The 23,478-nt window shown below is 39.4% G+C and carries 27 protein-coding genes; 16 read left to right on the plus strand and 11 right to left on the minus strand.

Features of this window, described 5'->3' with window-relative positions; genetic code table 11:
- The coding region (locus Q0192_RS04120; RefSeq protein WP_299286486.1) for a hypothetical protein at positions 1-348 on the minus strand (348 nt) is incomplete at its 3' end.
- A gap of 89 nt (positions 349-437) precedes the next feature.
- Between Q0192_RS04120 and Q0192_RS04125 the strand changes: the two genes are divergently transcribed.
- Complete coding sequence (locus Q0192_RS04125) at positions 438-1,115, plus strand: DUF1080 domain-containing protein (protein WP_299286489.1); 678 nt, start codon at positions 438-440, stop codon at positions 1,113-1,115.
- Between the two features lie 125 nt (positions 1,116-1,240).
- Here the strand turns inward: Q0192_RS04125 and Q0192_RS04130 are convergent, their stop codons facing one another.
- Positions 1,241-1,663, minus strand: coding sequence for a DUF983 domain-containing protein (locus tag Q0192_RS04130; protein ID WP_299286492.1), 423 nt, complete (start codon positions 1,661-1,663; stop codon positions 1,241-1,243).
- A gap of 237 nt (positions 1,664-1,900) precedes the next feature.
- On the opposite strand from Q0192_RS04130, the gene Q0192_RS04135 reads away from it, so the two are divergent.
- Positions 1,901-2,242, plus strand: a complete 342-nt coding sequence (locus Q0192_RS04135) for a LysR family transcriptional regulator (RefSeq protein ID WP_299286494.1) — start codon at positions 1,901-1,903, stop codon at positions 2,240-2,242.
- 241 nt (positions 2,243-2,483) lie between these two features.
- Positions 2,484-5,054 (plus strand): TonB-dependent receptor, encoded by a 2,571-nt coding sequence (locus Q0192_RS04140; RefSeq protein ID WP_299286497.1) that lies wholly within the window; start codon positions 2,484-2,486, stop codon positions 5,052-5,054.
- Between the two features lie 73 nt (positions 5,055-5,127).
- Here Q0192_RS04140 and Q0192_RS04145 read toward each other — a convergent pair whose 3' ends face one another.
- From Q0192_RS04145 to Q0192_RS04155, 3 genes are all read right to left on the minus strand, one after another.
- On the minus strand, positions 5,128-5,553 hold the full coding sequence (locus tag Q0192_RS04145; protein ID WP_299286500.1) for a transcriptional repressor: 426 nt from the start codon (positions 5,551-5,553) through the stop codon (positions 5,128-5,130).
- A gap of 72 nt (positions 5,554-5,625) precedes the next feature.
- On the minus strand, positions 5,626-6,045 hold the full coding sequence (locus Q0192_RS04150) for a MerC domain-containing protein (RefSeq protein ID WP_299286502.1): 420 nt from the start codon (positions 6,043-6,045) through the stop codon (positions 5,626-5,628).
- 176 nt (positions 6,046-6,221) lie between these two features.
- Positions 6,222-6,989 carry a dienelactone hydrolase family protein gene (locus tag Q0192_RS04155; protein ID WP_299286505.1) on the minus strand — a complete coding sequence of 256 codons (768 nt, stop codon included), beginning with the start codon at positions 6,987-6,989 and terminating at the stop codon, positions 6,222-6,224.
- Positions 6,990-8,136: 1,147 nt separating this feature from the next.
- On the opposite strand from Q0192_RS04155, the gene Q0192_RS04160 reads away from it, so the two are divergent.
- From Q0192_RS04160 to Q0192_RS04195, 8 genes are all read left to right on the plus strand, one after another.
- A complete protein-coding gene (locus tag Q0192_RS04160; protein WP_299286508.1) occupies positions 8,137-8,832 on the plus strand; it encodes a hypothetical protein in 696 nt (231 codons plus the stop codon).
- Between the two features lie 36 nt (positions 8,833-8,868).
- The gene (locus tag Q0192_RS04165) at positions 8,869-10,110 is read left to right on the plus strand and encodes a gliding motility-associated C-terminal domain-containing protein (RefSeq protein ID WP_299286511.1); all 1,242 of its coding nucleotides are present in this window, start codon (positions 8,869-8,871) and stop codon (positions 10,108-10,110) included.
- Between the two features lie 52 nt (positions 10,111-10,162).
- Positions 10,163-11,152 (plus strand): type IX secretion system membrane protein PorP/SprF, encoded by a 990-nt coding sequence (locus Q0192_RS04170; RefSeq protein ID WP_299286514.1) that lies wholly within the window; start codon positions 10,163-10,165, stop codon positions 11,150-11,152.
- A 262-nt stretch (positions 11,153-11,414) separates the two neighbouring features.
- On the plus strand, positions 11,415-11,642 hold the full coding sequence (locus Q0192_RS04175; RefSeq protein WP_299286517.1) for a hypothetical protein: 228 nt from the start codon (positions 11,415-11,417) through the stop codon (positions 11,640-11,642).
- 35 nt (positions 11,643-11,677) lie between these two features.
- Positions 11,678-11,830, plus strand: a complete 153-nt coding sequence (locus Q0192_RS04180; RefSeq protein WP_299286520.1) for a hypothetical protein — start codon at positions 11,678-11,680, stop codon at positions 11,828-11,830.
- Positions 11,831-11,960: 130 nt separating this feature from the next.
- Positions 11,961-12,818, plus strand: coding sequence for a formate dehydrogenase accessory sulfurtransferase FdhD (gene fdhD / locus Q0192_RS04185; protein WP_299286523.1), 858 nt, complete (start codon positions 11,961-11,963; stop codon positions 12,816-12,818).
- Between the two features lie 120 nt (positions 12,819-12,938).
- Entirely contained in the window at positions 12,939-13,310 is a 372-nt protein-coding gene (locus Q0192_RS04190) for a hypothetical protein (RefSeq protein ID WP_299286526.1), read from the plus strand.
- A 2-nt stretch (positions 13,311-13,312) separates the two neighbouring features.
- Positions 13,313-15,649 carry an FdhF/YdeP family oxidoreductase gene (locus Q0192_RS04195; RefSeq protein WP_299286529.1) on the plus strand — a complete coding sequence of 779 codons (2,337 nt, stop codon included), beginning with the start codon at positions 13,313-13,315 and terminating at the stop codon, positions 15,647-15,649.
- A gap of 248 nt (positions 15,650-15,897) precedes the next feature.
- Here the strand turns inward: Q0192_RS04195 and Q0192_RS04200 are convergent, their stop codons facing one another.
- From Q0192_RS04200 to fbaA, 3 genes are all read right to left on the minus strand, one after another.
- A complete protein-coding gene (locus Q0192_RS04200) occupies positions 15,898-16,323 on the minus strand; it encodes a GNAT family N-acetyltransferase (RefSeq protein ID WP_299286532.1) in 426 nt (141 codons plus the stop codon).
- Positions 16,320-16,790 (minus strand): low affinity iron permease family protein, encoded by a 471-nt coding sequence (locus Q0192_RS04205; RefSeq protein WP_299286535.1) that lies wholly within the window; start codon positions 16,788-16,790, stop codon positions 16,320-16,322. Before Q0192_RS04205 ends, Q0192_RS04200 begins: the two co-directional genes overlap by 4 nt.
- Before the next feature lie 84 nt (positions 16,791-16,874).
- The gene (gene fbaA / locus Q0192_RS04210) at positions 16,875-17,954 is read right to left on the minus strand and encodes a class II fructose-bisphosphate aldolase (protein ID WP_299286538.1); all 1,080 of its coding nucleotides are present in this window, start codon (positions 17,952-17,954) and stop codon (positions 16,875-16,877) included.
- 121 nt (positions 17,955-18,075) lie between these two features.
- Between fbaA and accD the strand changes: the two genes are divergently transcribed.
- From accD to Q0192_RS04225, 3 genes are all read left to right on the plus strand, one after another.
- Positions 18,076-18,921, plus strand: coding sequence for an acetyl-CoA carboxylase, carboxyltransferase subunit beta (gene accD, locus Q0192_RS04215; RefSeq protein ID WP_299286541.1), 846 nt, complete (start codon positions 18,076-18,078; stop codon positions 18,919-18,921).
- Positions 18,922-19,000: 79 nt separating this feature from the next.
- Positions 19,001-19,270, plus strand: a complete 270-nt coding sequence (locus Q0192_RS04220; protein ID WP_299286544.1) for a DUF3072 domain-containing protein — start codon at positions 19,001-19,003, stop codon at positions 19,268-19,270.
- An 85-nt stretch (positions 19,271-19,355) separates the two neighbouring features.
- Positions 19,356-19,931 (plus strand): arylesterase, encoded by a 576-nt coding sequence (locus Q0192_RS04225; protein WP_299286546.1) that lies wholly within the window; start codon positions 19,356-19,358, stop codon positions 19,929-19,931.
- A gap of 78 nt (positions 19,932-20,009) precedes the next feature.
- Here the strand turns inward: Q0192_RS04225 and Q0192_RS04230 are convergent, their stop codons facing one another.
- Positions 20,010-20,294 (minus strand): hypothetical protein, encoded by a 285-nt coding sequence (locus Q0192_RS04230; RefSeq protein ID WP_299286549.1) that lies wholly within the window; start codon positions 20,292-20,294, stop codon positions 20,010-20,012.
- A gap of 121 nt (positions 20,295-20,415) precedes the next feature.
- Here Q0192_RS04230 and Q0192_RS04235 point away from each other — a divergent pair, with 121 nt between their 5' ends.
- Both Q0192_RS04235 and Q0192_RS04240 read left to right on the plus strand, forming a co-directional pair.
- Positions 20,416-20,604, plus strand: a complete 189-nt coding sequence (locus Q0192_RS04235; RefSeq protein ID WP_299286552.1) for a hypothetical protein — start codon at positions 20,416-20,418, stop codon at positions 20,602-20,604.
- Between the two features lie 382 nt (positions 20,605-20,986).
- Entirely contained in the window at positions 20,987-21,346 is a 360-nt protein-coding gene (locus Q0192_RS04240; RefSeq protein ID WP_299286555.1) for a hypothetical protein, read from the plus strand.
- A 29-nt stretch (positions 21,347-21,375) separates the two neighbouring features.
- Here Q0192_RS04240 and Q0192_RS04245 read toward each other — a convergent pair whose 3' ends face one another.
- Entirely contained in the window at positions 21,376-21,924 is a 549-nt protein-coding gene (locus Q0192_RS04245) for a DUF4251 domain-containing protein (protein ID WP_299286558.1), read from the minus strand.
- A gap of 241 nt (positions 21,925-22,165) precedes the next feature.
- The gene (locus tag Q0192_RS04250) at positions 22,166-23,476 is read right to left on the minus strand and encodes an NAD(P)/FAD-dependent oxidoreductase (protein ID WP_299286561.1); all 1,311 of its coding nucleotides are present in this window, start codon (positions 23,474-23,476) and stop codon (positions 22,166-22,168) included.
- Between the last annotated feature and the right edge of the window lie 2 nt (positions 23,477-23,478).

A 23,478-nucleotide genomic window follows, 5' to 3' on the forward strand; every position in this document is an offset into this window, starting at 1 on the left:
CTCCTTATCTACTACATATATTAAACCCAGCAAGGTTGCAATCCAAACCCAATCAATCAGGTGTTCTTTGCGTGTAAAAAAACCGGCAGCCAGCAAAAAAACAATAAAAGTCATCCCGCCTTTTATCCATTGATCCCACTTTGCCGGATGCGGAAACGTTTGCAAAGTGCTGCGGATACTGCGGACCAAAAAAAGCGCAATCAAAAAAGAAGTAATATCCATCGAAAAAGTTTGAAATTTAGGTGATGCCCTTTTTAATGCCCTAAAAGAAGCATGTGCAAAATAAGCATATCCGTTGATAAAAAAATGGCCATCAATAATAGAACAATCCCAAATTTGCAGTCTCAATAACAAAAGCTGATTTTTATCCTTGAACAGATTTTAATCCGAAAGAAAAAAACAGCAAATTAGCCCGTAGAATCCTAAACCAGATAACCATGAAAAAACTTCTTTTATCCCTGTTGATTGTTGGCACTTTAACGCCTTGTGTTAACGCCCAGAAAAAACAAAAACGCCAACTTTTGTTTAACGGCAAAAATACCGAGGGCTGGCACACTTATTTAAAACCAACTGTTGGGGCAGCGTGGCAAGTGGTAGACGGCGCACTTCAGCTTGACCCAAAAGCAGAAGGTCAGGGCGATTTGGTAACCGACCAGGAATACGAAAACTTTGAACTTTCTTTGGATTGGAAAATTGCTGAAGGCGGAAACAGCGGCGTTATTTTCGATGTCCATGAAGACCCGGCTTTCCATTCCACTTATGATACCGGAATCGAGATGCAGGTTTTGGACAACATAAATGCCGACGACAATAAAAAAGACAACCATTTGGCCGGCTCATTATATGATCTGAAAGCGCCATCCCAAAACGTGGCAAAACCGGCAGGCGAGTGGAACAAGGCCAAAATACGCAAACAAAACGGCCATTTAACTTTCTATTTAAACAATGTAAAGATTGTTGAAACCCAAATGGGCAGCCCGGAATGGGAAACGCTGGTAAACAACAGCAAGTTTAAAACCTGGAAAAATTTTGCCAAGTATCCGAAAGGGCATATTGCTTTGCAAGACCACGGCGGGCAGGTGTCGTACAAAAACATCAGCATTACAGAACTTTAAAAGCTGTTTGGATGCCGGTTTTCTAAAAAAAATTCACCTTTCGCATTAATTTATAAAAGAAGCATCCCGAAATTTTACTTTTCGGGATGCTTCTTTTATAGGCAAAAAATTGGTGTCTTTTTGGTTTAATGCGGAGGCTTGTTTTGGTTTCTTTCGGCAATTGGTTTGATGTCTGGCTGGTATTTTACCTGCCTCGGCGTAAGCCAGTACAAAAGCATCACCCTGGAATACCTGAAATTAAAGGGCGACAACAAAAACGAAACCACAAAAATAACCCCAATATACAGCCAGGGCGAATCCATGTTACCGGTGAAAGTATAAACTGCAATCACCGTTGCCACAATTTCGGCCACGTTCAACGCGTAACTGGCATACATCGAAACATAAAAATAACCTGGTTCCTGCTCAAACAAAAAGCCGCAATAAGGGCAGGTTTCGTACATTTTTTGGATATGAAAACCATACATGCTGTGGTTAAACAAATTGCCTTTGCGGCAGCGCGGGCATTTGGCATGGAGCATCGCATTGGCTTTGGAAACTTTTTCCATCGTGTTTTTACTTAGGTCTATGTAACAGGTTGAACAGTTAATGCAATGATAGCAAGAGTTGGTTAAATTGCTTCGGTATAAAAATCTGTTTTAACACAATATTAAATTGCGCAATAAAATGTAATCATTTAATAAATTTCTGTTGATGATTTTTACCTGCTAAAAACAGTATGCTTTAAGAACTAATGTTTCCAGATTTTTTGTCTGAGTTTTTTGTAGGAAATTCGCTGCTGACCTATGCCTCAAAAAAAACCATTAAAACTAACCGGCCGCATTTGGCTGGAAACTGAAGACGGGCCGGTTTTAGGTTCCGGCAGGGTAGAACTGCTGGAACGTATCCAACAGTCCGGCTCGTTGCGGCAGGCGGCTTTGCAGATGAAAATGTCGTACAAACAAGCCTGGGACATGATCAAACACATGAACGAACAGTTGGGCGGGCCGGTAATTGTGGCGCAACGTGGCGGCAAAGGCGGCGGAAATACGATTGTAACGGAGAACGGGCTGAAAGCAATTGTGCTTTTTCATTCCTGCCAAAAACTGTTTCACGATTTTTTGAAGGATAACCAGCCCAAATCCTAACCGCTTTTTTTGCTGATTTTTTTGATTCTTCAGAGCCTGTTTAAATTCTATCCTGAAAATTTATAATGCTTCTTTTATGCCAATAAATTTTGTGTTTGGGTTTTATGCCAAAACAAAAATCATAAGAGAACAACAATTTTTATGTGGTAAAAGAAGCATGGAAAATATTTGAACAATATTTAAACAGATTCTGAAAACGATTTTGATTTTCGTTATGTTTACAAAAATATAACGATTGTTGATGTATAAAAATTTTACCGCTGTTGTTTTCTTTCTCGTTTCCGGGTTACCAGTTGTTGCACAGCAAAAGAAGCATGCCGAACAGAAATTGGATACGTTGCTTGATAAAACACGGGCCTTGCAGGAAGTTGTGGTTTCGGCTTCCAAAAGCAGCGAAAACATTTTGCGTTCGCCGGTCAGCATCGAAAGGGTTGATACTTCAGCTTTTAAACTTTCTGCCGCGCCTTCTTTTTTTGATGCGCTCGAAAACGTAAAAGGTGTGCAAATGATTACGCCGAGTTTGGGTTTCCGCATCATCAACACGCGCGGTTTTGCCAATACAACCAACGTTCGGTTTACGCAATTGGTGGATGGCATAGATAATCAAGCCCCGCATATTGGTGCGCCAATCGGAAACGCGATGGGGCCAAGCGACCTGGATATTGAACATGTAGAAATTATTCCCGGCACGGCTTCTGCGCTTTACGGTTTAAACGCCATTAACGGATTGGCCAATTTCATTACTAAAAACCCGTTTACCAGTACCGGCGTTACGGTTCAGCAAAAAACCGGCGTAAACCATTTAAACGATGCAGAAACAGGGGCGAAGCTGTTTGCAGAAACCAGTCTGCGCATCGCCGAAAAAATTTCCAACCGTTTTGCTTTTAAACTAAATGGAACTTTAACAAAAGGTTACGATTGGATTGCCGATGACCGGACGGATTTAAACGCTTCGGCCAATGTTGGCGTGGGCATTTCGGGCGGCGTTAACAATCCGGGTTACGACCCCACAAGTGGTTACGGCAATGAATCTTCTGACCGGAAAACGGTTACTTTAGGCGGAAAGCAATACGTGGTTGCCCGGACGGGTTATTACGAAAAGGAAGTTACCGATTATCACCTGCAAAACATCAAAGCGGATTTGGGTTTGGTTTACAAGCTGACCGATGAAACTGATATTACCTACACTTACCGTTTTGCCGACATTGACAATATTTACCAACGCGCCAACCGTTTTCGTTTGAAGGATTATATTTTGCAGCAACATGCGCTGGAAATCAAGAACCCGATTTTTCAGTTTCGCACTTATTTAAACACAGAAAATACAGGCAAATCGTACAACTTGCGTTCGGCAGCAGAGAATGAAGACAAAGCTTTTAAACCCGATAACAACTGGTATGCCGATTTTACAACCGGCTTTAACCGGGCAAGGGCGAACGGAACAGACGTACAACAAGCTTTAATTGCGGCCAGGCAATTTGCAGACCAAGGCCGTTTGCAACCCGGAACTGCTGCTTTTAACAACGCTTTATCTGCCTTGGCCAATGTAAACAATTGGGATATTGGTTCGGCGTTGCGGGTAAATGATCAAATGTTTCATGCAGAAGGCCAGATTGATATTTCCAAAGCTATTTCTTCGGATTTTAAAAAACAAACTGGTTTTGATTTTCTGGCCGGTTTTGATCACCGCGATTATATCATTGACCCGGATGGCAACTATTTTGTCAACCCTGACAAAAGCAAACCCAATGCTGTTTTTCCCTATGGAAGAACGGGCGGCTTTTTACAAGCAGGGAAAGATTTGTTGGACAGCAAAATCCGGCTGACGGCAACTTTGCGTGCCGACCGAAATGATTACTTCAACCTTAAATTTAACCCGCGTTTTACGGCTGTTTTTTCTCCCATAGAAGAACAAAACTTTCGGGTTTCTTTTCAAAGCGGTTACCGTTTCCCCAGTATTTTTGAAGCTTTTTCTAATGTAAACAGTGGCGGCGTAAAACGGATTGGCGGTTTACGGGTGATGTCGAACGGTGTTTTAGAAAATTCTTATTTAAAAAGTTCGATTGATGCTTTTCAGGCTGCCGTTAAAAATGATTTTAACCAAGGCACTGCAACCAACGCTGCTATTACAAAAGAAAAAGGTTTGCTGGTAAAAAATTATTACGATTACATCAAACCCGAACATATTAATTCGTTTGAAATCGGCTACAAGTCTTTGTTTTTCAACCAAAAACTAAAATTAGATTTGGATTTTTACTACAATAAATACGATAACTTCATCGCGCAGGTAGAGATGAGCACACCAAATACTTCCAACCCGGATTCTGTAGCCATCAACTTAAACGATAAAAACAAGCAGTCGCGCTACCGGGTTTGGACGAATTCGCGCAGCACGGTTTACAATTATGGCGGAAGTTTGGGTTTATCGTACCAATTTTTGCAGCAGTTTGTTTTTTCGGGAAATGCTTCTTACGCTAAATTGCAGCGAACCGATAATAACGATGGTTTGGAAGATGGTTTTAATACGCCGCAGTGGATCACCAATATTGCTTTTGGCGGAAACCATTTGTACCGAAGTTTAGGTTTCAACGTGAGTTATAAATGGCAAAGCAGTTATTATTCGCAAACATTTTTGGTGAACGGCAACGTAAAAAGTTACGGAACGGTTGATGCACAAGTGAATTACAACATCATCAAAACCTTGAATTTGAAAATTGGTGCCAGCAATTTGTTCAACCATTATTATTACTCGTACCTCGGCGGCCCTTCCGTTGGTGGTTTGTATTATACCACGCTTACTTATCAGTTGTAAAGCAGACTGAAAAAGTAGTGCTAAAAGAAGCATCTGCTTTATTAAAATTTTGAAATAGATAAATCAAAACCAATCAGATTGCAACTGTGCATTTATCACAAATCCCTGAAGCTGATACGTTTAAACTATTTACCTTAAACCCTTTTGGTACATTAACGGTAGGAATGTGTGAATCCGGAAGGCAAAAAATATGGTTGCAAGCTGTGCAATTGAAATGGAGATGCTCGTCGTGGTGTTCATGTTTTGTACAGGAAGCAGAACATAAAGCGTAATTTGCAGTCCCATCCAAACCCAAAACTTTATGGATGATCCCTTTTTCTTCAAACGTGCTTAAAATACGGTACAACGTAACCCGGTCAACCTGTTTGCCTATAATTTCTTCCAGTTCCGGTTGCGAAGTTGCCATTTCCCTGGATTTTAAAACAGATAAAACACTAATCCTCGGCGTTGTTTTTTTAAGCTGGTGCTTTTGCAGCAGTTCGTTAAATTCATTATTCATATCCAACAAATCTAATACTTCTTTTACCGGTTAAAATTCATCATTGATCAACATCAAAGTTTTGTTGGTTTTTCATTTTGTACGGTTTACAATTTGTGTTTTATAATGATGCTTAACAAAACACCTGCCCTTATAATTTAGGTTGAGATAATGAGCAAAAGCGATGGACAACCCGCCGAAAGGCAAAATAAATGGTTCCAGGTTTTTGGGAAGGAACAAATGAACTACGCCAATGATGCTGAAACCGGTAGCCAGCAAAACCAACGGTAAAACGTTTTGATGAAGTTTGTAGGCAGATAAGATTGATACGCCGGCTATCAGCAGCGAAAACAAAACCATGGCTATTTCTGCCCAGCCTTTTACTAAAAACCCGATCCCAAGCAGCGGAAGCAGGGTTAACAAAACAGGAAAAAAGGCACAATGAATGGCACAAAGCACGGAAGCCGTGATCCCGACTTTATCCAAGGTTTGGTTGAATTTTAAATTTTTCATTTGCTTTTGCAACTAAGTTGCTTTTGCAAATGTAGAAAATTAAATTTAACCAGAAAAAATACCGATAAAAGAAGCATGCTTCTTTTATCGGTATAAAAACATCAAAAGCTATAAAATCTACTTAAAGCTTTTGATGCTTCTAAACAAAAAGTTTAGGCTTGCAATGGTTGTTTTTTCTACAGGATTTCGTTCAAAAACAGTTTCATGTGTTCCCACGAACGTTTATCGGCCAGTTCATTATAAGCAGCGCCTTTGGCATTATCGTTTCCGGCATGTGGGTCGGTAAAAGAATGTACAGCATTGCCGTAAAAAATCATCTGCCAGTCCGCTTTGCTATCGCGCATTTCCTGCTGAAAAGCCAAAACTTCTGCCTGTGGCTCATTCGGATCGTCGGCACCATGACAAACCAAAACTTTCGGTTTGATCTGTTCTATCGGTCTGCCGGCATCTCTTCCTAATCCGCCATGAAAAGAAACCACGCCGCGGACCGGGAAATTGGAACGTGCCATTTCGAGTACACCTGTTCCGCCAAAACAAAAACCAATTGCAGCAATCCGGGAAGGATCGGCACTTGATTTTATCAATTGCTGCATGGCCAATTCAATACGGTGCTGGTAAGCTTTAAAATCTTTTTTGTAGAAGCCAGCTAATTTTCCGGCTTCAGCAGGGCTTTTTGGATAATTACCGACACCATAAATATCAGCTACAAAAGCATAATAGCCTAATTTGGCCAGTTTTTCGGCTGTTTCTTTGGCATGTGCATCAATGCCCATCCAGGCTGGGAGAACTAAAATGCCAGCCTTTTTCTTTGTATTGTTTTCTGGACGAATGCCAAAGCCAGACAGCTTTTGGTTTCCGTCTTGATAAAATACCGGTTTTAACTGTGCATTAGCTAAAGGTAGGGCCAGCATAAATGCAAAAATAAATTGTACTATTTTTTTCATTGTTAAAAATAATATTTAAATGCTTCTTTTATTACTAAATAATAAATAAAAAAAGTGTTGTGTTTTTTATTCTATACACTTTGTTTTAATAAAGAACCTTTTGTAAAAGGTATAAATAAGTTATATTTATTTGGTTTTTAAAATCTTACAAATCATATAAACAGTATTGGTTCTATTAATGGTTTAACCAACTGTGCATTATTGTGTACATTATATGATCTATTAAATACTGCTTTTAACACTTCAAAAACAAGTTGAAATATGTGTTAAAAAACGGGTGATTTTTAAAATACTGCTTTAATACGCAGAATTACTTTAGGATGAAATACGACTGGAATAATCAAAGTTAATAGTAACCTAAATTTTTTTACCTATTAAAAATTTTATTATTAAGTAGTAGAAAAGGTGTTAACATATTTTGCTTTTGATTATAATCTTTACTAGACCTAAAAATTTTAAAATTTATTTTTTAAATATTAATTACGAACAATTTAGATAAATTATTTACAGTAATTGAATGTATTACGTTTGAATCAGAAAAAATATGAAGCTAAAGTTATACTTGAAGCGTTTTTTTAATTTTAGGAATACAGTAACTGTTTTATCTTATTTATTTGTTAAAAAAGTATTTAATCTGTTTTATTTAAAAATGTTCAAAATCCTAATCCATTTTTTAAAAATCGTATTTCTATAAAATTAAGCATAAAAAAGCTTTAATGACAGATTTACTTCTGTTTGTGCTTCAAGGGATAAATTTTATTCCATTTATAAATTTTATATCTATTAAAATAAAAACTAAGCACAAATAATATTTAATTATAACCTCTTGGAAATTGATTATTTAAAAAGTTAATCAATATTTATTATTGCTTAAATAACTTATAATTTCAAAAAATAACCCTTCAAGTTCTTGTACCGTAGAAGCCTGCAAAATTAAAATTGTGGCTAAAATACAATACAAACTGTTTCTAAAAATAGACACACTTCAAAATAGAAGTTTGTGCCAATCGCGAATTCTTGTTCCTTCTATTTCTTACTCAACTGTGAGTTTGATACCAGTAACTACCACAATAAGCATTTGGATCTACAAAAACCTTTAAAATAACAAAAATCAATATTTAAAACACTAAAAAACTAAACGAATCTTATGAAATCAAAATTATTTAACACACTAATCTCTTTTTGTTTTATCAGTTTATTTTTCAGCTATAACGCAAATGCACAAGTTGTAGCAGTAAACGGCCCAAGCGATAATAGTTCAACGCCGCCAAGCAGCAGTTCTGCTGTTAGTTCGGTTTTAGCTTCTGGCGGTGTTATATCGTTAAAAACAGGTTCAACTACTACAACTGCAACAGATGTTAGGTATCAATGGTACAAATTAGACAATACTGGTACAAAACGGTTGGTACAAGATGGCACAGACAATACGCTAAAAGAAACTACCACAGGTGCCGGTTATTACATTTATCAGTTGGTAATGAGCAACTCTAACCAATGTACATCTGATATTTCTGATCCTTTTAAAGTATATGTATTGCCTACTTTAAACCCAACTATTGCAGCCAGCAGCGGCACCATTTGCTCTAACGGAACCAGTACTTCTACTTTAACTGCTAATGCAGGCAACAGCAACTATTCCTATCTGTATCAATGGACTTTGAACGGAACAAACATCACTGGGGCAACAGCGGCAACTTACACCACGCCAACAGGCACCAGCGGTAATAACACTTATAGTGTTAAAGTATCATACGTTTTAAATTCCAATTACGGAGGGACAGCAACGCAAGTAATCAACATGATACCTGTTCCATCCAAACCAGCAATTTCTGTAGGCCAATAATTTAAGGTGGTAAAAGAAGCACGCAACTTACAAGCTATGAAATTAATCCGATTGCCTTACTTTATTTCCTCCTTCATTTTCACAATTGTTGTTTTTGTAAACAATTTTGTGGCTGCAGCTACGCCTCCCCCCAGCCAGACGGTAACGATTTGCCAGGGAACTTATGCTGTTTTAAATGCAACAAGCACTAATGCAGCAGCTTACCAATGGTACAGCAACGGACAGGTTATTGCTGGTGCCACCAGCAAAACTTACTATACCAACAATGCAGGGAATTATAAAGTAATTGCTTTCAACCAGCAGTCTTGTGCTTCGGATGTTTCTGATGAGATACAAGTTGTAGTACAGTCTTTTTCAAGCTCCATTACCTTTAACCCATTACCTAATAAAACAATTGGTGATGCCCCATTTCTGTTAACAGCAGAATCAAAAAAGCCAATAACTTATACAGCTTCTCCGGCGGGTATTGTCAGTATCGACAACAAAACGAACATGGCTACAATCATTGGTGTAGGCAATGTTATAATCACAGCCACAATTCCAGGAAAAAGTACCTGCGGAAATGATATTATGATGCAACAAACGCTTAATGTTATGTCGAAACCACAGTTAAAGCCAACTGAAGTTGCACATGCCCCGGTTGATTTAGCCATTGTTGCTGGTTCTGACAGTAAACAAATAATCACGAACCAACCTTTTGAATATACCTTAACTGTTAAAAACCAAAGTAAATCAATAGCAACCCAGGTAAACGTAACTGATACTTTACCGGCAGCATTAGATTTTGTGGCCGTAAATAATTCGGTTGATGGTAAAGCTACTTATGACCCCAGCACTCGTTTGCTGACTTGGAAAATGGATCAATTGAAAGCCAATGCTTACACCGAACTACGTTTCTCTGCCATTGCCACCCGCCACGGTGCCATAAAAAATACGGTAAAAGTAGTATCGGCCGAGCCAGACAGCAATCCAAACAACAATACGTCTATAGATTACAAAGATATTTCCGGCATCAATATCCCAAATGTGTTTACACCAAACGGCGATGGCAAAAACGATAATTTTACCATTGCTGACCTCGACCAATACCAGGAAAACGAACTGGTTGTGGTTAACCGTTGGGGCGCAAGCGTTTATCAGGCTAAAAACTACAAAAACAACTGGACCGGCGACAAGCTGGACGAAGGCACCTACTTCTACAGCCTAAAAGTTAAAAACAGCAAAGGTGAGCAGGAAGAATATAAAGGTTATATCACTCTGCTGCGGGCCACAATTTAATTAAACACAACCTCTCTTACAGGCAAAACGTACAATGCTTAAAGCGTAAATTATGAAGGTCAGCAGTTTTAACTCTGTAAAAATTATTGCAATTATTTTCTTGGTGATTAGCTTTTTTGATGCAAAGGCACAGCAAAACGCACAATTTAGCCAGTATATATTTAACGGTTTGTACATCAATCCGGCCGCTGCCGGTGCCAAAGAAGATTTTTACCTGCACAGCTTTTACCGCTCGCAATGGACAGGCGTTACCGGCGCACCACAAAGCCTGAGTATCGCTGCAGATGGAACGGTAAACGACGAAAAAGTAGGTTTGGGCCTGCTGCTGGCAAACGATAAATTAGGCGCCCAAAGCAGCCTGGCCGCTTATGCCAATTATGCTTACCGCTTGCAAATGGGCGACCGCGGCACCAATCATTTGGCGCTTGGCTTGGGCGTTGGTTTTGTGCAATCGGCTATTAACGGTTCTATGTTGAATGCCGGGCAAAGCGGAGACAACGTAGTGCCGGTAGGAACCCAAAGCACCCTTTTGCCTGATGCCCGCGCCGGTGTTTTATATACCAGCGATAGCTTTTTTGCCGGTTTTTCTGCCGATAATTTGGTGGCAAAATACCTTAACCGTGATAAAAGTTTAAACGTTCCCGTTCCGCAGCCACACTTTTATTTAACTGCCGGCACTTTGTTTTACCTAAACGATGAGGCCAAAATCAAACCCTCGTTTTTGTTGAAAAATGCAAGCGGTTCGGCCACAAGTTTAGATTTGAACACCTTTTTGATTTTAGGCGACAAATTTTGGATTGGCGGAACCTACCGCAGCAATTTAAAATTGCTTTCAAATTCGTACAACAACAGTTTTCAAACTGCAAACGCGGTAGTTGCACAAGTTGAGTTTTTTGCCACCAGCAAATTGCGCATTGGCTACGCTTTTGATTATTCCATGTCCGCCTTTAGCGGTTTTGGCAACGGCTCGCACGAATTATCTTTGGGCATTTACCTCAGCAAAAAAGCCACACAAAACTTTGCAACCAGCAGCTATTTTTAGGCGATAAAAGAAGCATTGGGTTTTATGAAAGTTATAGAGCTTGTTTAAATTTTGTTAAACTTATTTGCCATGCTTCTTTTACCACATAAAATTCATTGTCTTTTTGTGGTTTTTGTACCCTTAAAATATTCGGGCACACCAAATTTATAGGCATAAAAGAAGCATTGTAAAATTTTATGATATAAATTTAAACAGCCTCTTAATCTACAATTATTTTAGTAAAAGATAATGATGTAAGTTTGTAGTACAAACTTTTGATCCTATGGAAACCGCTTTTGTATTAATGGACGAGCTTAAAGTATTGTATCCGGATGAATGGCTATTACTTGGAAACCCGGAAATGCGAAACACAACCATTTTGGGTGGAACGTTACTTTATCACAGCAAAGACAAAAAAGAGGTTTGCTACATTGGGCGCGATAAAACAAATGATTTTTCAAAAGTTACAATTGCATATGCCGGTAATTTAAAACAGGCAAGAAAATTATAATTGTTAAAATATATGAAATTGAAGCCTTAAAATGTTTGCGCATTAACAAAACAAATTTTGATGTTCAGGTTTACGATTTTTTAACTCATGGTATTTTATCTGATTATGATGGCGTAATTGGATTAGATTTTTTGCAAAATAATAAAGTTTGTATAGATTTTAACAACAGTGAGATTCTGGTTGATTAATAACATTTAAGATCTTTTGCTCTATCATCGCCATACTTCTTTTACCGTAACAAATATTTGACTTTACTTTTCTTTCGATAGCAAACTATAACCTGCTTAATCTTGTTGGTATTTCAACACAAATATTGTTATGCCCGGATCAGCCGTTACGCCACTTACCATAATTAAGGTTGATAAAAACAGTATTATCAACACCGAAGATTTTTTAGCTGCCGAAGAACCTTTAGAAATCCGCCTGGGTTACGGTACTTCTTCCCACAGAACGCAAAAAAGTATTTCGGTAACGATGCGTACACCGGGAAGTGATTTTGAATTGGCCATCGGTTTTTTGTTTACCGAAGGCATCATCGAAAACGCGGCACAAATCAGTTCCATCAAACATTGCAACGGTTTGCACGAAAACGTGGTCAAGGTTGAATTGTTGGAAGGCTTAGACTTGGACATGAGCAAACTGGAACGTAATTTTTACACCACTTCCAGTTGCGGTGTTTGCGGGAAATCATCAATTGATGCGGTAAAAACAGTATGCCGTTTGCCAGAATTTGAATCCAAAGAAATTCGGTTTTCATCTGAAATTATTTATCAGTTGCCCGATCTGCTTCGTCAAAACCAAACGATATTTGGCAGTACCGGCGGCTTGCACGGTTGCGCTTTGTTTAATGCAGACGGAAAATTACTATTGGCCCGGGAAGATGTTGGCCGACACAATGCTTTGGATAAATTGATCGGGGCAACTTTGCAGCAAAACCTGTTTCCATTAAACCAATATTTGTTGCTATTGAGCGGAAGGGCAAGTTTTGAGCTGATCCAAAAAGCATATATGGCCGGCATCAAAGTTGTTGCGGCTGTTGGCGCGCCATCCGGTTTGGCGGTGCAAATGGCAGCCGATGCGGGTATTACGCTAATTGGTTTTTTAAGAGGGGCAAGGTTTAACATTTACTGCGGTGCAGAAAGGGTAGTTTTAAATAAAGTTGACGCGTTTGTTTGATGTTGTTATTTCGATCTGAAGAAAGGATTCTTCTAGCAGCAAAAAATTTAACGCTTTGAAGAAAAGCTCTCCCTTTAATTGAAATGACAGAAAAGTTCAATCTAAAAATATAGTATAAAAATGAAAATACGGATCAAAGGTAACTCCGTTCGTTACCGGCTTTCTAAAACAGAGTTGGATTTGTTTGCCAAAGAAGGTTATGTAGAAGATCAAACCGCGTTTCCAAATGGAACGTTTTGTTATGCCATCCAAAAATTGTTTGACGGCAAAAACCTCGATGCTTCTTTTACCGGCAATAAATTGACCATGTTTGTTCCGCATGATATCATGACCGAATGGACGGAAACCGATAAAGTTGGCTTCGATTATAATTTGTCTGTTGGCGATAACAAAACGCTTTTTTTACTTATAGAAAAAGATTTTAAATGTATAGATGGAGTGGAGACTGAAGATCAATCTGACTATTTTGACCATCCAACCAAAACCTGTTAATTATGAAAAAAGAAATGGGGCAACCTGCTGCCGAAAACCCGGAAAAATTTGCAGGTTTAAAATTAGGCGAACCTTATAAAGTTGCAGCCGGCATCAAGGCCGTAGTGGTATCCGGAGAACATGTTTTCGGGCAGGTGCCTTTTGCCCGCGGAATGAAAGCTTTGTTTACTTTGAACCAAAAATTAGGCTATGATTGCCCAAGCTGCGCCTGGCCCGATCCGGATGATGACCGTTCGCCCATTGCCGAATATTGCGAAAATGGTGCAAAAGCGGTTGCCGATGAAGCGATGTCAAAAAGCATCAAGCCGGCTTTTTTTGCAGAGAACGCGGTAGCAGACATAGCGAAATGGGACGATTACCACATCAACAAAAGTGGCCGCATTGCCCAACCAATGTATTTGCCCGAAGGCGGAACGCATTACGAACCAATAACTTGGGAAAGCGCTTTCGCGAAACTTGCTTTGCACCTTAATAAATTGGAAAGCCCAAACGAAGCTGTTTTTTATACTTCGGGCCGTACCAGCAACGAGGCGGCTTACGTTTATCAATTGTTCACCAAAGAATACGGCACCAATAATTTGCCCGATTGTTCCAATATGTGCCACGAATCTACCAGTTTTGCTTTGGCGCAAACTTTGGGCATCGGCAAAGGCTCGGTAAAACTGCACGATTTTTACGAAGCAGAAGTGATTGTTATTCTCGGCCAAAACCCTGGCACCAATCATCCGCGGATGCTGACGGCGTTGCAAAAAGGCAAGGCAAACGGCGCAAAAATCATTTCTGTTAACCCGCTGCACGAAACCGGTTTGCTGGGTTTTAACAATCCGCAAAAAGTAAAAGGCGTTTTGGGTGTCGGCTCAAAACTAACAGATATTTTTCTACAAGTTAAAATCAACGGCGATTTAGCTTTGGTGAAGGCTATCAATAGATTGTTGCTGGAAGAAGAAGAGGCGCATCCGGGAACTGTTTTTGACCATGATTTTATCCGCGACCATACAGCCGGTTATTTGGATTTTATCTCCGAAGCAAAAAAATACGAATTAGATTTTCTGTCTGAAGCCTGCGGCGTTCCGTTGGATGAAATTAAAGAAGCGGCCAACCTGTTGAAGCATAAAAGCAAGATTATTGTTTGCTGGGCGATGGGTATCACACAGCATAAAAACGCGGTTGACACGATCAACGAGCTGGTTAATCTTTTGCTCATTAAAGGAAGCATTGGCAAACCCGGTGCAGGCACTTGTCCGGTCCGTGGCCATAGCAACGTACAAGGCGATCGTACGGTTGGCATTTTTGATAAACCACACGAAGCTTTGCTGGATCAGATCAAAAAAGTTTATGGTTTTGAACCGCCGCGTGAACATGGTTATGATGTGGTAAAATCCATCCAAGCCATGCACGAAGGCAAAGCAAAAGTGTTTTTTGCGATGGGCGGCAACTTTCTGTCGGCTACGCCTGATACTACTTTTACGGCCGAAGCTTTGCGCAAATGTAACCTCACCGTTCATGTTTCTACCAAACTCAACCGCAGCCATTTGGTACATGGCAAAGAAGCTTTGATTTTGCCTTGTTTGGGAAGGACGGATTTGGATATCCACGACGGCATTACCCAATTTGTTTCCTGCGAAAACTCGACCGGTGTGGTGCAAATGTCGAAAGGTGTTTTAAAACCAGTTTCTGATGATTTGCTGAGCGAACCTGTGATTGTTTGCCGCATGGCGAAAGCAACATTGGGTAGCCGTTCTAAAATTAACTGGGACAAGTTTGAAAAAAACTACGATTACATCCGCGACGACATCGAAAAAGTGGTGAACGGTTTTGAAGACTACAACAAACGTGTACGCCAAAAAGGCGGCTTTTATTTACCCAACGGCACACGTATCCGAGAATGGGACACTAAAAACAGCAAAGCCAATTTCGCCGTAAGCGAGTTGGTAGTTCAAAAATTGGAAGAAGGTGAATTAATGATGATGACCATCCGCAGCCACGACCAGTTTAATACAACCATTTACGGTTTGGATGACCGCTACCGTGGTGTTTACAACGAGCGGCGCGTTATTTTTATGAACCCTGCGGATATTTTGCGTTATGGTTTTGAGATTGGCGAAGTGATTGATTTGTACAACCACCACGATGGCCGCGAGCGTGTTGCCCGTGGTTTTATCATTGTGGCTTATGATATTCCGCAGCGTTGCGTAGCTACTTATTATCCCGAAACCAATGTTTTAGTGCCGCTTAGTTGTGTGGCCGATAAAAGTAACCAGCCTTCGTCAAAGTCTGTTGCGGTGAAATTGAGAAAGAGTTCGTTGTTTGAAGAACCGATTGCTTTTAAGGTGCTATGAAGTTTAATCCTTTTGTTGGTTTGATTTTTTGGCTAAAGCCAATTGTTGCTTCTCTTTATCCACGGCCTGAAGGTCGTGGCAATTAAACCCCATTAAAATCGGCAAAATGAAAAACTATTAACTATCTATTTATTCATTGCCACGGCCTTTAGGCCGCGGATTTCGAAGCCTGTCTGTGGCTTTAGCCAAAAATTTTTAAATATAATAGGCAAGGAGCCGACACCAATTTTTACCCGATAAAAGAAGCATTAGGATTGAAGCACCATTTTGTAATGCCTGATGCCGGCTTCTTCAAATTCATCGCCTAATTTCTCGAAAGCAAATTTCTCATATAAACCAACTGCTTGGATTTGCGCATGTAAATACACACAATTCGCATTTGCAGGTAAATCGGCCAAAACAGCTTTAACCAAAGCCTGGCCAACACCAAAACCCCGAAACTTTTTCAAAACAGCAAAACGTTCCAACTTGTAACCATTTGCCGTTTTTCGCCAGCGTGCGGCACCTGCCGGTTCGCCGTTTACTTTTGCCAAAAAATGGTTGGATTCATCCTCATATTCCCATTCTAACTCCGGCGGGCAATTTTGTTCGTACACAAAAACTTCTTTGCGTATGGCAAAAACTTTTTCGAGTTCCTGTTGAGCGGTTACTTTTTTTACATCAATAATGTTCATTCTATTCCTTTCGTAATGCTTTCTTTACGCATTTTAATTTTGCTCAAATGATTTTTCTTGGCTGCATCAATTGAATGCGAACTGTGTATATCGTTTTCTTTTTTGGCAAGTTCTGTTAATTCACAATAAAACTCGTGCAGTTTATCCAGTTCTTTTTCCGACAAGTCTTCTACACTCACCATTCTGTTGCTGGCAAATTTGTTTGCAGCAATCAACTCGTTCAATTTTAAATGTAAAGCTTTTGAATCCTTGTTTTGCGATTTCTGGATCAAAAAAACCATCAAAAAAGTAATAATTGTGGTTCCGGTGTTGATGATTAATTGCCAGGTTTCAGAATATTTAAACACTGGGCCGGTTATTCCCCAAGCTAAAATAATTACAAATGCAACAATAAAAGCTGTTGCACTTCCAGTAGCTTTAGTTGCCCAATTGGCAAATCGCTCAAATAAATTACTATTTTGTGCCATAGTTTTTTAGGTTGAAATTTCGCTTAAACAAAGAAACGCCATTGCATCTAAAACAATGGCGCTTCTTTTATCGGTATAAATTACTTACAGCTTTTCGTTTACGTTGATGCAATTGAGGTCATCAAAAGCAACAGTCAGGCGTTTTACAAAGTTTTCTTCGCCTTTGCGCAGCCAAACGCGTGGGTCGTAATATTTTTTGTTTGGCGCATCTTCTTTGCCCGGGCTGCCAATTTGCGTTTGCAAAAAGCCTTCGTTGGCGTGGTAATAATTTAAAATCCCTTCCCAAAAAGCCCATTGCATATCGGTGTCCAAATTCATTTTAATGGCACCGTATGAAATTGCTTCGCGGATTTCTGTCTGCGTAGAACCAGAACCGCCATGAAAAACGAAATTGATTGGTTTTTCTGCTTCTAAATTAAAATGCTGTTTTACATATTCCTGCGAGTTGTGCAAAATTACGGGCTGCAATTTTACATTTCCCGGTTTGTAAACGCCGTGTACGTTTCCAAAAGCAGCAGCAATGGTAAAACGGTCGCTCACTTTGCTTAACTCTTCATAAGCGTAAGCCACATCTTCGGGTTGCGTGTACAAGCGCGAACTGTCAACATGAGAGTTGTCTACGCCGTCTTCTTCTCCGCCGGTAACGCCTAATTCAATTTCCAAAGTCATGCCTAATTTAGCCATCCGTTCTAAGTACTTCGAAGACGTTTCGATGTTTTCTTCAATCGGTTCTTCGGAAAGGTCCAGCATATGCGAAGAGAACAAGGGTTTATTATGTTCTGCAAAAAAGCGTTCACCATGCGCCAACAAGCCGTCAATCCAGGGCAACAGCTTTTTTGCGGCATGGTCGGTATGCAAAATAACGGCAACGCCATACTGTTCGGCCAATAAATGCACATGGGTTGCAGCAGAAACCGCGCCCAAAATACAAGCCTGCAACTGGTCATTGTTAAGTGATTTGCCCGCGTAAAACTGTGCGCCGCCATTAGAAAGCTGGATGATGACCGGAGAATTGACTGCTTTTGCAGTTTCCATAACGGCGTTAACGGTATTGGTGTTCACTACGTTAACCGCCGGCAAGGCAAATTGGTGTTGTTTTGCCAATTCAAACAATTGCTGTACCTGGTCGCCATGCAGTACGCCTTTAAAATTTTTAAGATCCATAATAAAATTGTGATGTACTTTTAAAAACCGAAGTTAAATAAAATACATTTCTGCGCAATAAATTCTGCTATATAAACCACGACGGTTTTTTTCGTTAATTTGTGCATTAAAAATAGTATAGATGGCTTGGTTTAAAAGGGAAGAAAAAGGGATTATTACAACAACAAAAGAGAAAAAAGAGGCACCCGATGGCATTTGGAACAAATGCCCAAACTGCAAAAAGCCGCTCCATTACTCAGAACAAGTTGAAAACCAATACGTTTGCCATTATTGTGGTTTCCATATGCGCATTGGTTCCAAAGAATACTTTTCGATACTGTTTGATGATAACCAGTTTACAGAGCTTTTCCCAAATATGATCTCTGCCGACCCGCTTAACTTTGCCGATACCAAAAAATATACCGAACGGCTGGAAGAGAGCAAAAGAAAAACCGGTTTAAAAGATGCGATTCGATCAGCACACGGAAAGATTGAAGGTCATAATTTGGTTATTGCCTGTATGGACTTTACATTTATTGGCGGCTCGATGGGCTCTGTTGTGGGCGAAAAAATTTCCAGAAGCATTGATTATTGCATTGAACACCGGATGCCTTTTTTAATGATTTCCAAATCCGGCGGTGCGCGCATGATGGAAGCTGCCTTTTCACTGATGCAAATGGCCAAAACATCGGCCAAGCTGGCTTTGCTGGCCCAGGCCAAATTGCCTTATATTTCTTTGCTGACTGATCCGACCACCGGAGGCGTTACTGCATCGTACGCTATGCTGGGCGATATTAATGTTTCGGAACCTGGCGCGTTGATTGGTTTTGCCGGCCCGCGCGTAATCAAAGAAACCATCAAAAAAGATTTGCCAAAAGGTTTTCAAACAGCCGAATTTGTTTTAGAGCATGGTTTCCTCGATTTTATTGTTGACCGCCGGAAAATGAAAGAAAAGTTGGGCGCATTTATCAAGATGATAGATAACTAATTTTTTTAGCTTTTTTTGATCCTTTTTAAAACAATCAATTTTTTTTTTGGTTGATAGTAGGAAACCAAAAAACAGCAACATGAACCCATCAAAGGAAAACGATCAGACTGATCAAGACCAAAATAATACCGATAAAAACAGTACCCACGCAACCGAGAATACCAACACGGTAAAAGACCCGGACACCTGGACAACCGGAAGCGAACCAATGACAGGCGCACAGCACTCTTACCTGAAAACCCTGTCAGACCAGGCCGGCGAAGAGGTTGACGAAACTTTGAACAAAGCAGAAGCATCCAAAAAAATTGATGAACTGCAACATAAAACCGGACGCGGTTTGGACGACTGACCAAGTTTTGCCGCTTTTTAAAAAATAAGTGCTTCTTTTAGGGGCACTTTTTTTGTCTGCTAACTTTCAAATTAGATTAATTTATATGTCTGAGGATAAACCAGAACTGCCGATAAAGCAAATTTTATGTTTTGGCAATAGTTTGACTGCCGGTTATGGTTTGCCATCGCAACAAGCGTTTCCATCTTTAATTCAGCAAAAAATTAATGCCCACAAACTTTCGTACAAAGTAATTAACGCAGGTTTAAGCGGAGAAACTTCGGTTGGCGGCAAAAGCAGGATTTTAAATTTGATAGACCGGCAAATAGATATTTTTGTGTTGGAGTTGGGCATTAATGATATTTTGCGCGGCATAACCGTTGCAGATACTTTTAACAACTTGCAATTTATCATTGACCTGGTGAAACTAAAGCACCCAAACGTAAAAATGCTTTTGCTGGGGATGGAACTGCCATCGTTTTTAACCGGTCATGTTTTGAAAGATTTCCGCTTGGTGTTTCGGCAGTTGGCCGATAAAAACAAGATGGCTTTTGTCCCGTTTTTGCTGAACGGCGTTGCCGGAAACCGCTTACTGAACCTGCCGGATGGTGTACACCCAAACGCAAAAGGCTATGAAATTGTAGCAGGGAATGTTTGGGACGTATTAAAAAAAATATTGTAAGCAAATGCTTCTTTTACCAGTATAAATTTTGTGTATTTTCAAATTTTAAAAACATAAGCTAAATCAAGAATCATTAATTTAGTTAAAGTTTGTTTTTGGCCTTGCACTTGTTAAAAACGCTAAAACTTTTACAATAAACCGGCTCTTGCTAAATAAATCCGGGTTTTTGATAATACAATATTGCAACAGGTTATTGTTGCATTCATCCTGTAGCCCGTTCAAATATTGGCAGTATTCATTTTCGGTCGTAAACACAAGTTTAAAATTGTCTTTAACCGTGCAAACAGGCAAGGGCAATTTATACTTTTCAAAATCCGCAATTGTAAATTTGGAGGGCAATACTTCTAAAAAAGCTTCATTCATAATACAACATTTATGAAGTGTGGAAAGTTGATAGGATCTAATAAATTATTAAACGATTAGAATTAATTAAAACTTGTACGCAGATTTAAAACTAAGGTTGCAGTTTCGCCGTAACTATTTTATGGAAAATTACAAGATCTATCGAAACCTGAAATCTAACCTGCAAAAAAAGAAAATCAGGCTGGCAGATTTAAAATTGAAATTGACCGAGGTTAAAGTTCAAATAGAAACTTTGGAAGTTGAAATTGAAGAAGACATTAACGGCTTAAACATGGTTTTTGACAGTATTATCAGCCAAAGGAACAATTAAATCTAATTTAAAATTGGAACTATATAAACAACAATGATGAAACTGAAACATTTGTACTTTCTGGTTTTTTTAAGTTTGGTTTCTTGCCAGAAAAATAAATCAAAAGCCGCTGAAACCCTGAAAGCAGTGCAAGACACAACCAAAAAAACCGACACCAAAAAGAAAGCAATCTTTAACCATCGGTTTTGATTGATCAATCAAAAAAGTTTTTAAAATTAATGCTTCTTTTAGCATACAATTTTTGTTAAACATTTCGTTGTATGTTTTTTTATCTTACAATCAACCATAAAAATATATGATGTTAAAATCTATATTCACTGCTGTTTTTTGTTGCACAGTTTTTTTCTGTTCGGCACAAAAACAATTGTTATCTTACCCTGACTTGCAATCAATTGTTCAAAACAATCCGTCCCAAATTATTGCTTTTTTAAAGGAAAAGAATTATCAGGTTTTGCCTGGTTCAGATAACAATAGTTTGCATTTTTTAGGCTTAATTGCAGATGAAGATTATACCGATATTGCCATTAGTTTTCAGAAACGCCACACCATAATCCACATCGCCACAACTAACCAGCCACAAGTTGCAGTGATACAAAAATACCTCCAAAATTATAACGGTAAAAACAGCAAAGGCTCTACCATTTACCGCGTAAAAGATGGAGCCTTTGCTACAATTGCCCTTAAAGAAAACGAACCTAAATTAAATAGTTTAAAAGTTTACAACATTGATCTGGAAAATTAAGATCCAAAATTGGATACTTCTTTTACCGGTTATTTTTTATCTTTTGGTTTGTTTTCGGTAATGTAACCATTAAAAGAAATGGGTTGCCGGTTGTTGCTAATGACGTTTAAATTGGCATAACCCAAATCAGAAACAGATAAAATCATTTGCCGCGTTTCTTTTACATCATGCGGCACCAGTGTAATTTCCCAGCCGCTTTTTTTGTTGCTGCTGTTGTTGTAATCAAACTTTTTAGTTTTAAACTGTATCCCGGTTTGGGTCGGGTCGGTTGGGTTCATCGGTGCAACATAAGCCCGGCCGTAATAGGGCAAATAGCAATCAATAGAATCTTTACTAACTGTTACGTTGTAATTGTAATTTAACTGAATGTTGCTCCAGCCTTGCGGCAAAGCCATTTGTGCCATAAAAACAAAGTTTTGGTTGTCCATCATGTTTTTTATGGCCTGCTTTTTTTCTGCTGTTTTTTGTGCCCTTGTAGTTTTGGTGTTTTGGGCAGAAGCCGGGTTTGAACCCAGCAGCGTTAAAAACAGCAGCATAACACTGCATAAAATATGGATATAATTGCGTTTGGTATTCATGCTAAATAATGTTTTTTGTTTAATCAACAGTAGAATTAATTAACAACGAAACCAAAGTTCAGTTTAATACAAATGCTTCTTTTATGACATAAAAATTGCTGTACGTAATTGTAACCCTCCTGGTTATCAAGCGCCAATACAAGTTTCAGAGGAAATAATATTTTAAATAATCACTTGTTGCAGATACTGTTTTTACCGGCAAAAAACCAATATCAATTTTTTGCCAATAAAAGAAGCATGGTTATGATTGGGCAACCGGCTCTTTGATTGGTTGGCCATCAGGACGGTAATAGGGGCGGATGATCAAACGTGTGCCGCCATTATAACTGATATAACTGCCCAGCCAATTGATGAATACGACAACCTTGTTACGGAAACCCATCAGCAAAACCAAGTGAACAAACATCCAGGTTAACCAGGCAAAAAAACCTTGGAACTTTATTTTCCCTAAATCTACCACCGCTTTGTTACGGCCAATAGTTGCCATCGAGCCTTGGTCGTTGTACACAAACTTTTCCGTCGGTTCGTTTTTGATTAGGCTAATCAAGTTTTTTGCCAAATGCTTGCCCTGTTGAATGGCCACCGGGGCCACGCCTGGCAAACCTTTCGGCATGCCTTCGCTAACGGTAGATGATACATCGCCGATGGCAAAAACATTGTTCAAACCGATAACGCGGTTTATTTCATCAGTAGAAATGCGGTTTCCCTTTGCAATTTGCTCTTTCGGGATGCCTTCCGGCACAACGCCTACCACGCCTGCAGACCAGATTACATTTTTAGTTTTGATCTTTCTGCCACCTTTAAAAGAAATAACATTGCCATCATAGCTTTCCACCATCAGATTAGTCAGCACTTCTACGTTCATGTTTTCCAAAAACTCTTGCGCTTTTTTGGAAGCCTGCTCACTCATGTTGGCCAAAACCTTGGGCATTCCATCTACCAGATAAACCTTCATTTCTTCCTTGTTCAACTCAGGATAGTCTTTTTTAAGGATGTAATTGCGGATTTCTGCAATGGAACCGGCCAATTCGGCCCCGGTTGGCCCGGCACCAACTAAAACGAAAGTTAAATAAGGTTCGCGCTCTTCTTTGGTTGGCAATAACAAAGCGGTTTCTAAGTTCTGCAAAACAGCACTACGCAAATTCAAAGCTTCCGGAATGCTCTTCATCGGAAGCGTATATTTTTCATAGTCCTTGTTTCCAAAAAAGTTGTTGGTAGAACCTGTAGCAAGTACTAAGTAATCGTAGTCAATTTCGCCGATGGTGGTATCAATACTGTTTTTATCGGTATTAATTTTCTTTAATTCGGCATTCCGGAAACGGAAGTTTTTTTGTCCTTCAAAATTCTTTCTCACCGAAAAAGCAATCGAATCGGCCTCCAAACTGCCCGTGGCAACCTGGTACATCAATGGCTGAAACGTATGGTAATTGTGTTTGTCAATTAAAATGACCTCTACTTCTTTATTGTTTAAACTTTTTGCGAGTTCTATCCCGCCAAAGCCTGCGCCAATAATCACGACTTTAGGGAAATTGGAGTTGTATGTTGGTTCCATAT

It is taken from the genome of uncultured Mucilaginibacter sp. (assembly GCF_937859865.1).
Taxonomy (GTDB): domain Bacteria; phylum Bacteroidota; class Bacteroidia; order Sphingobacteriales; family Sphingobacteriaceae; genus Mucilaginibacter_A.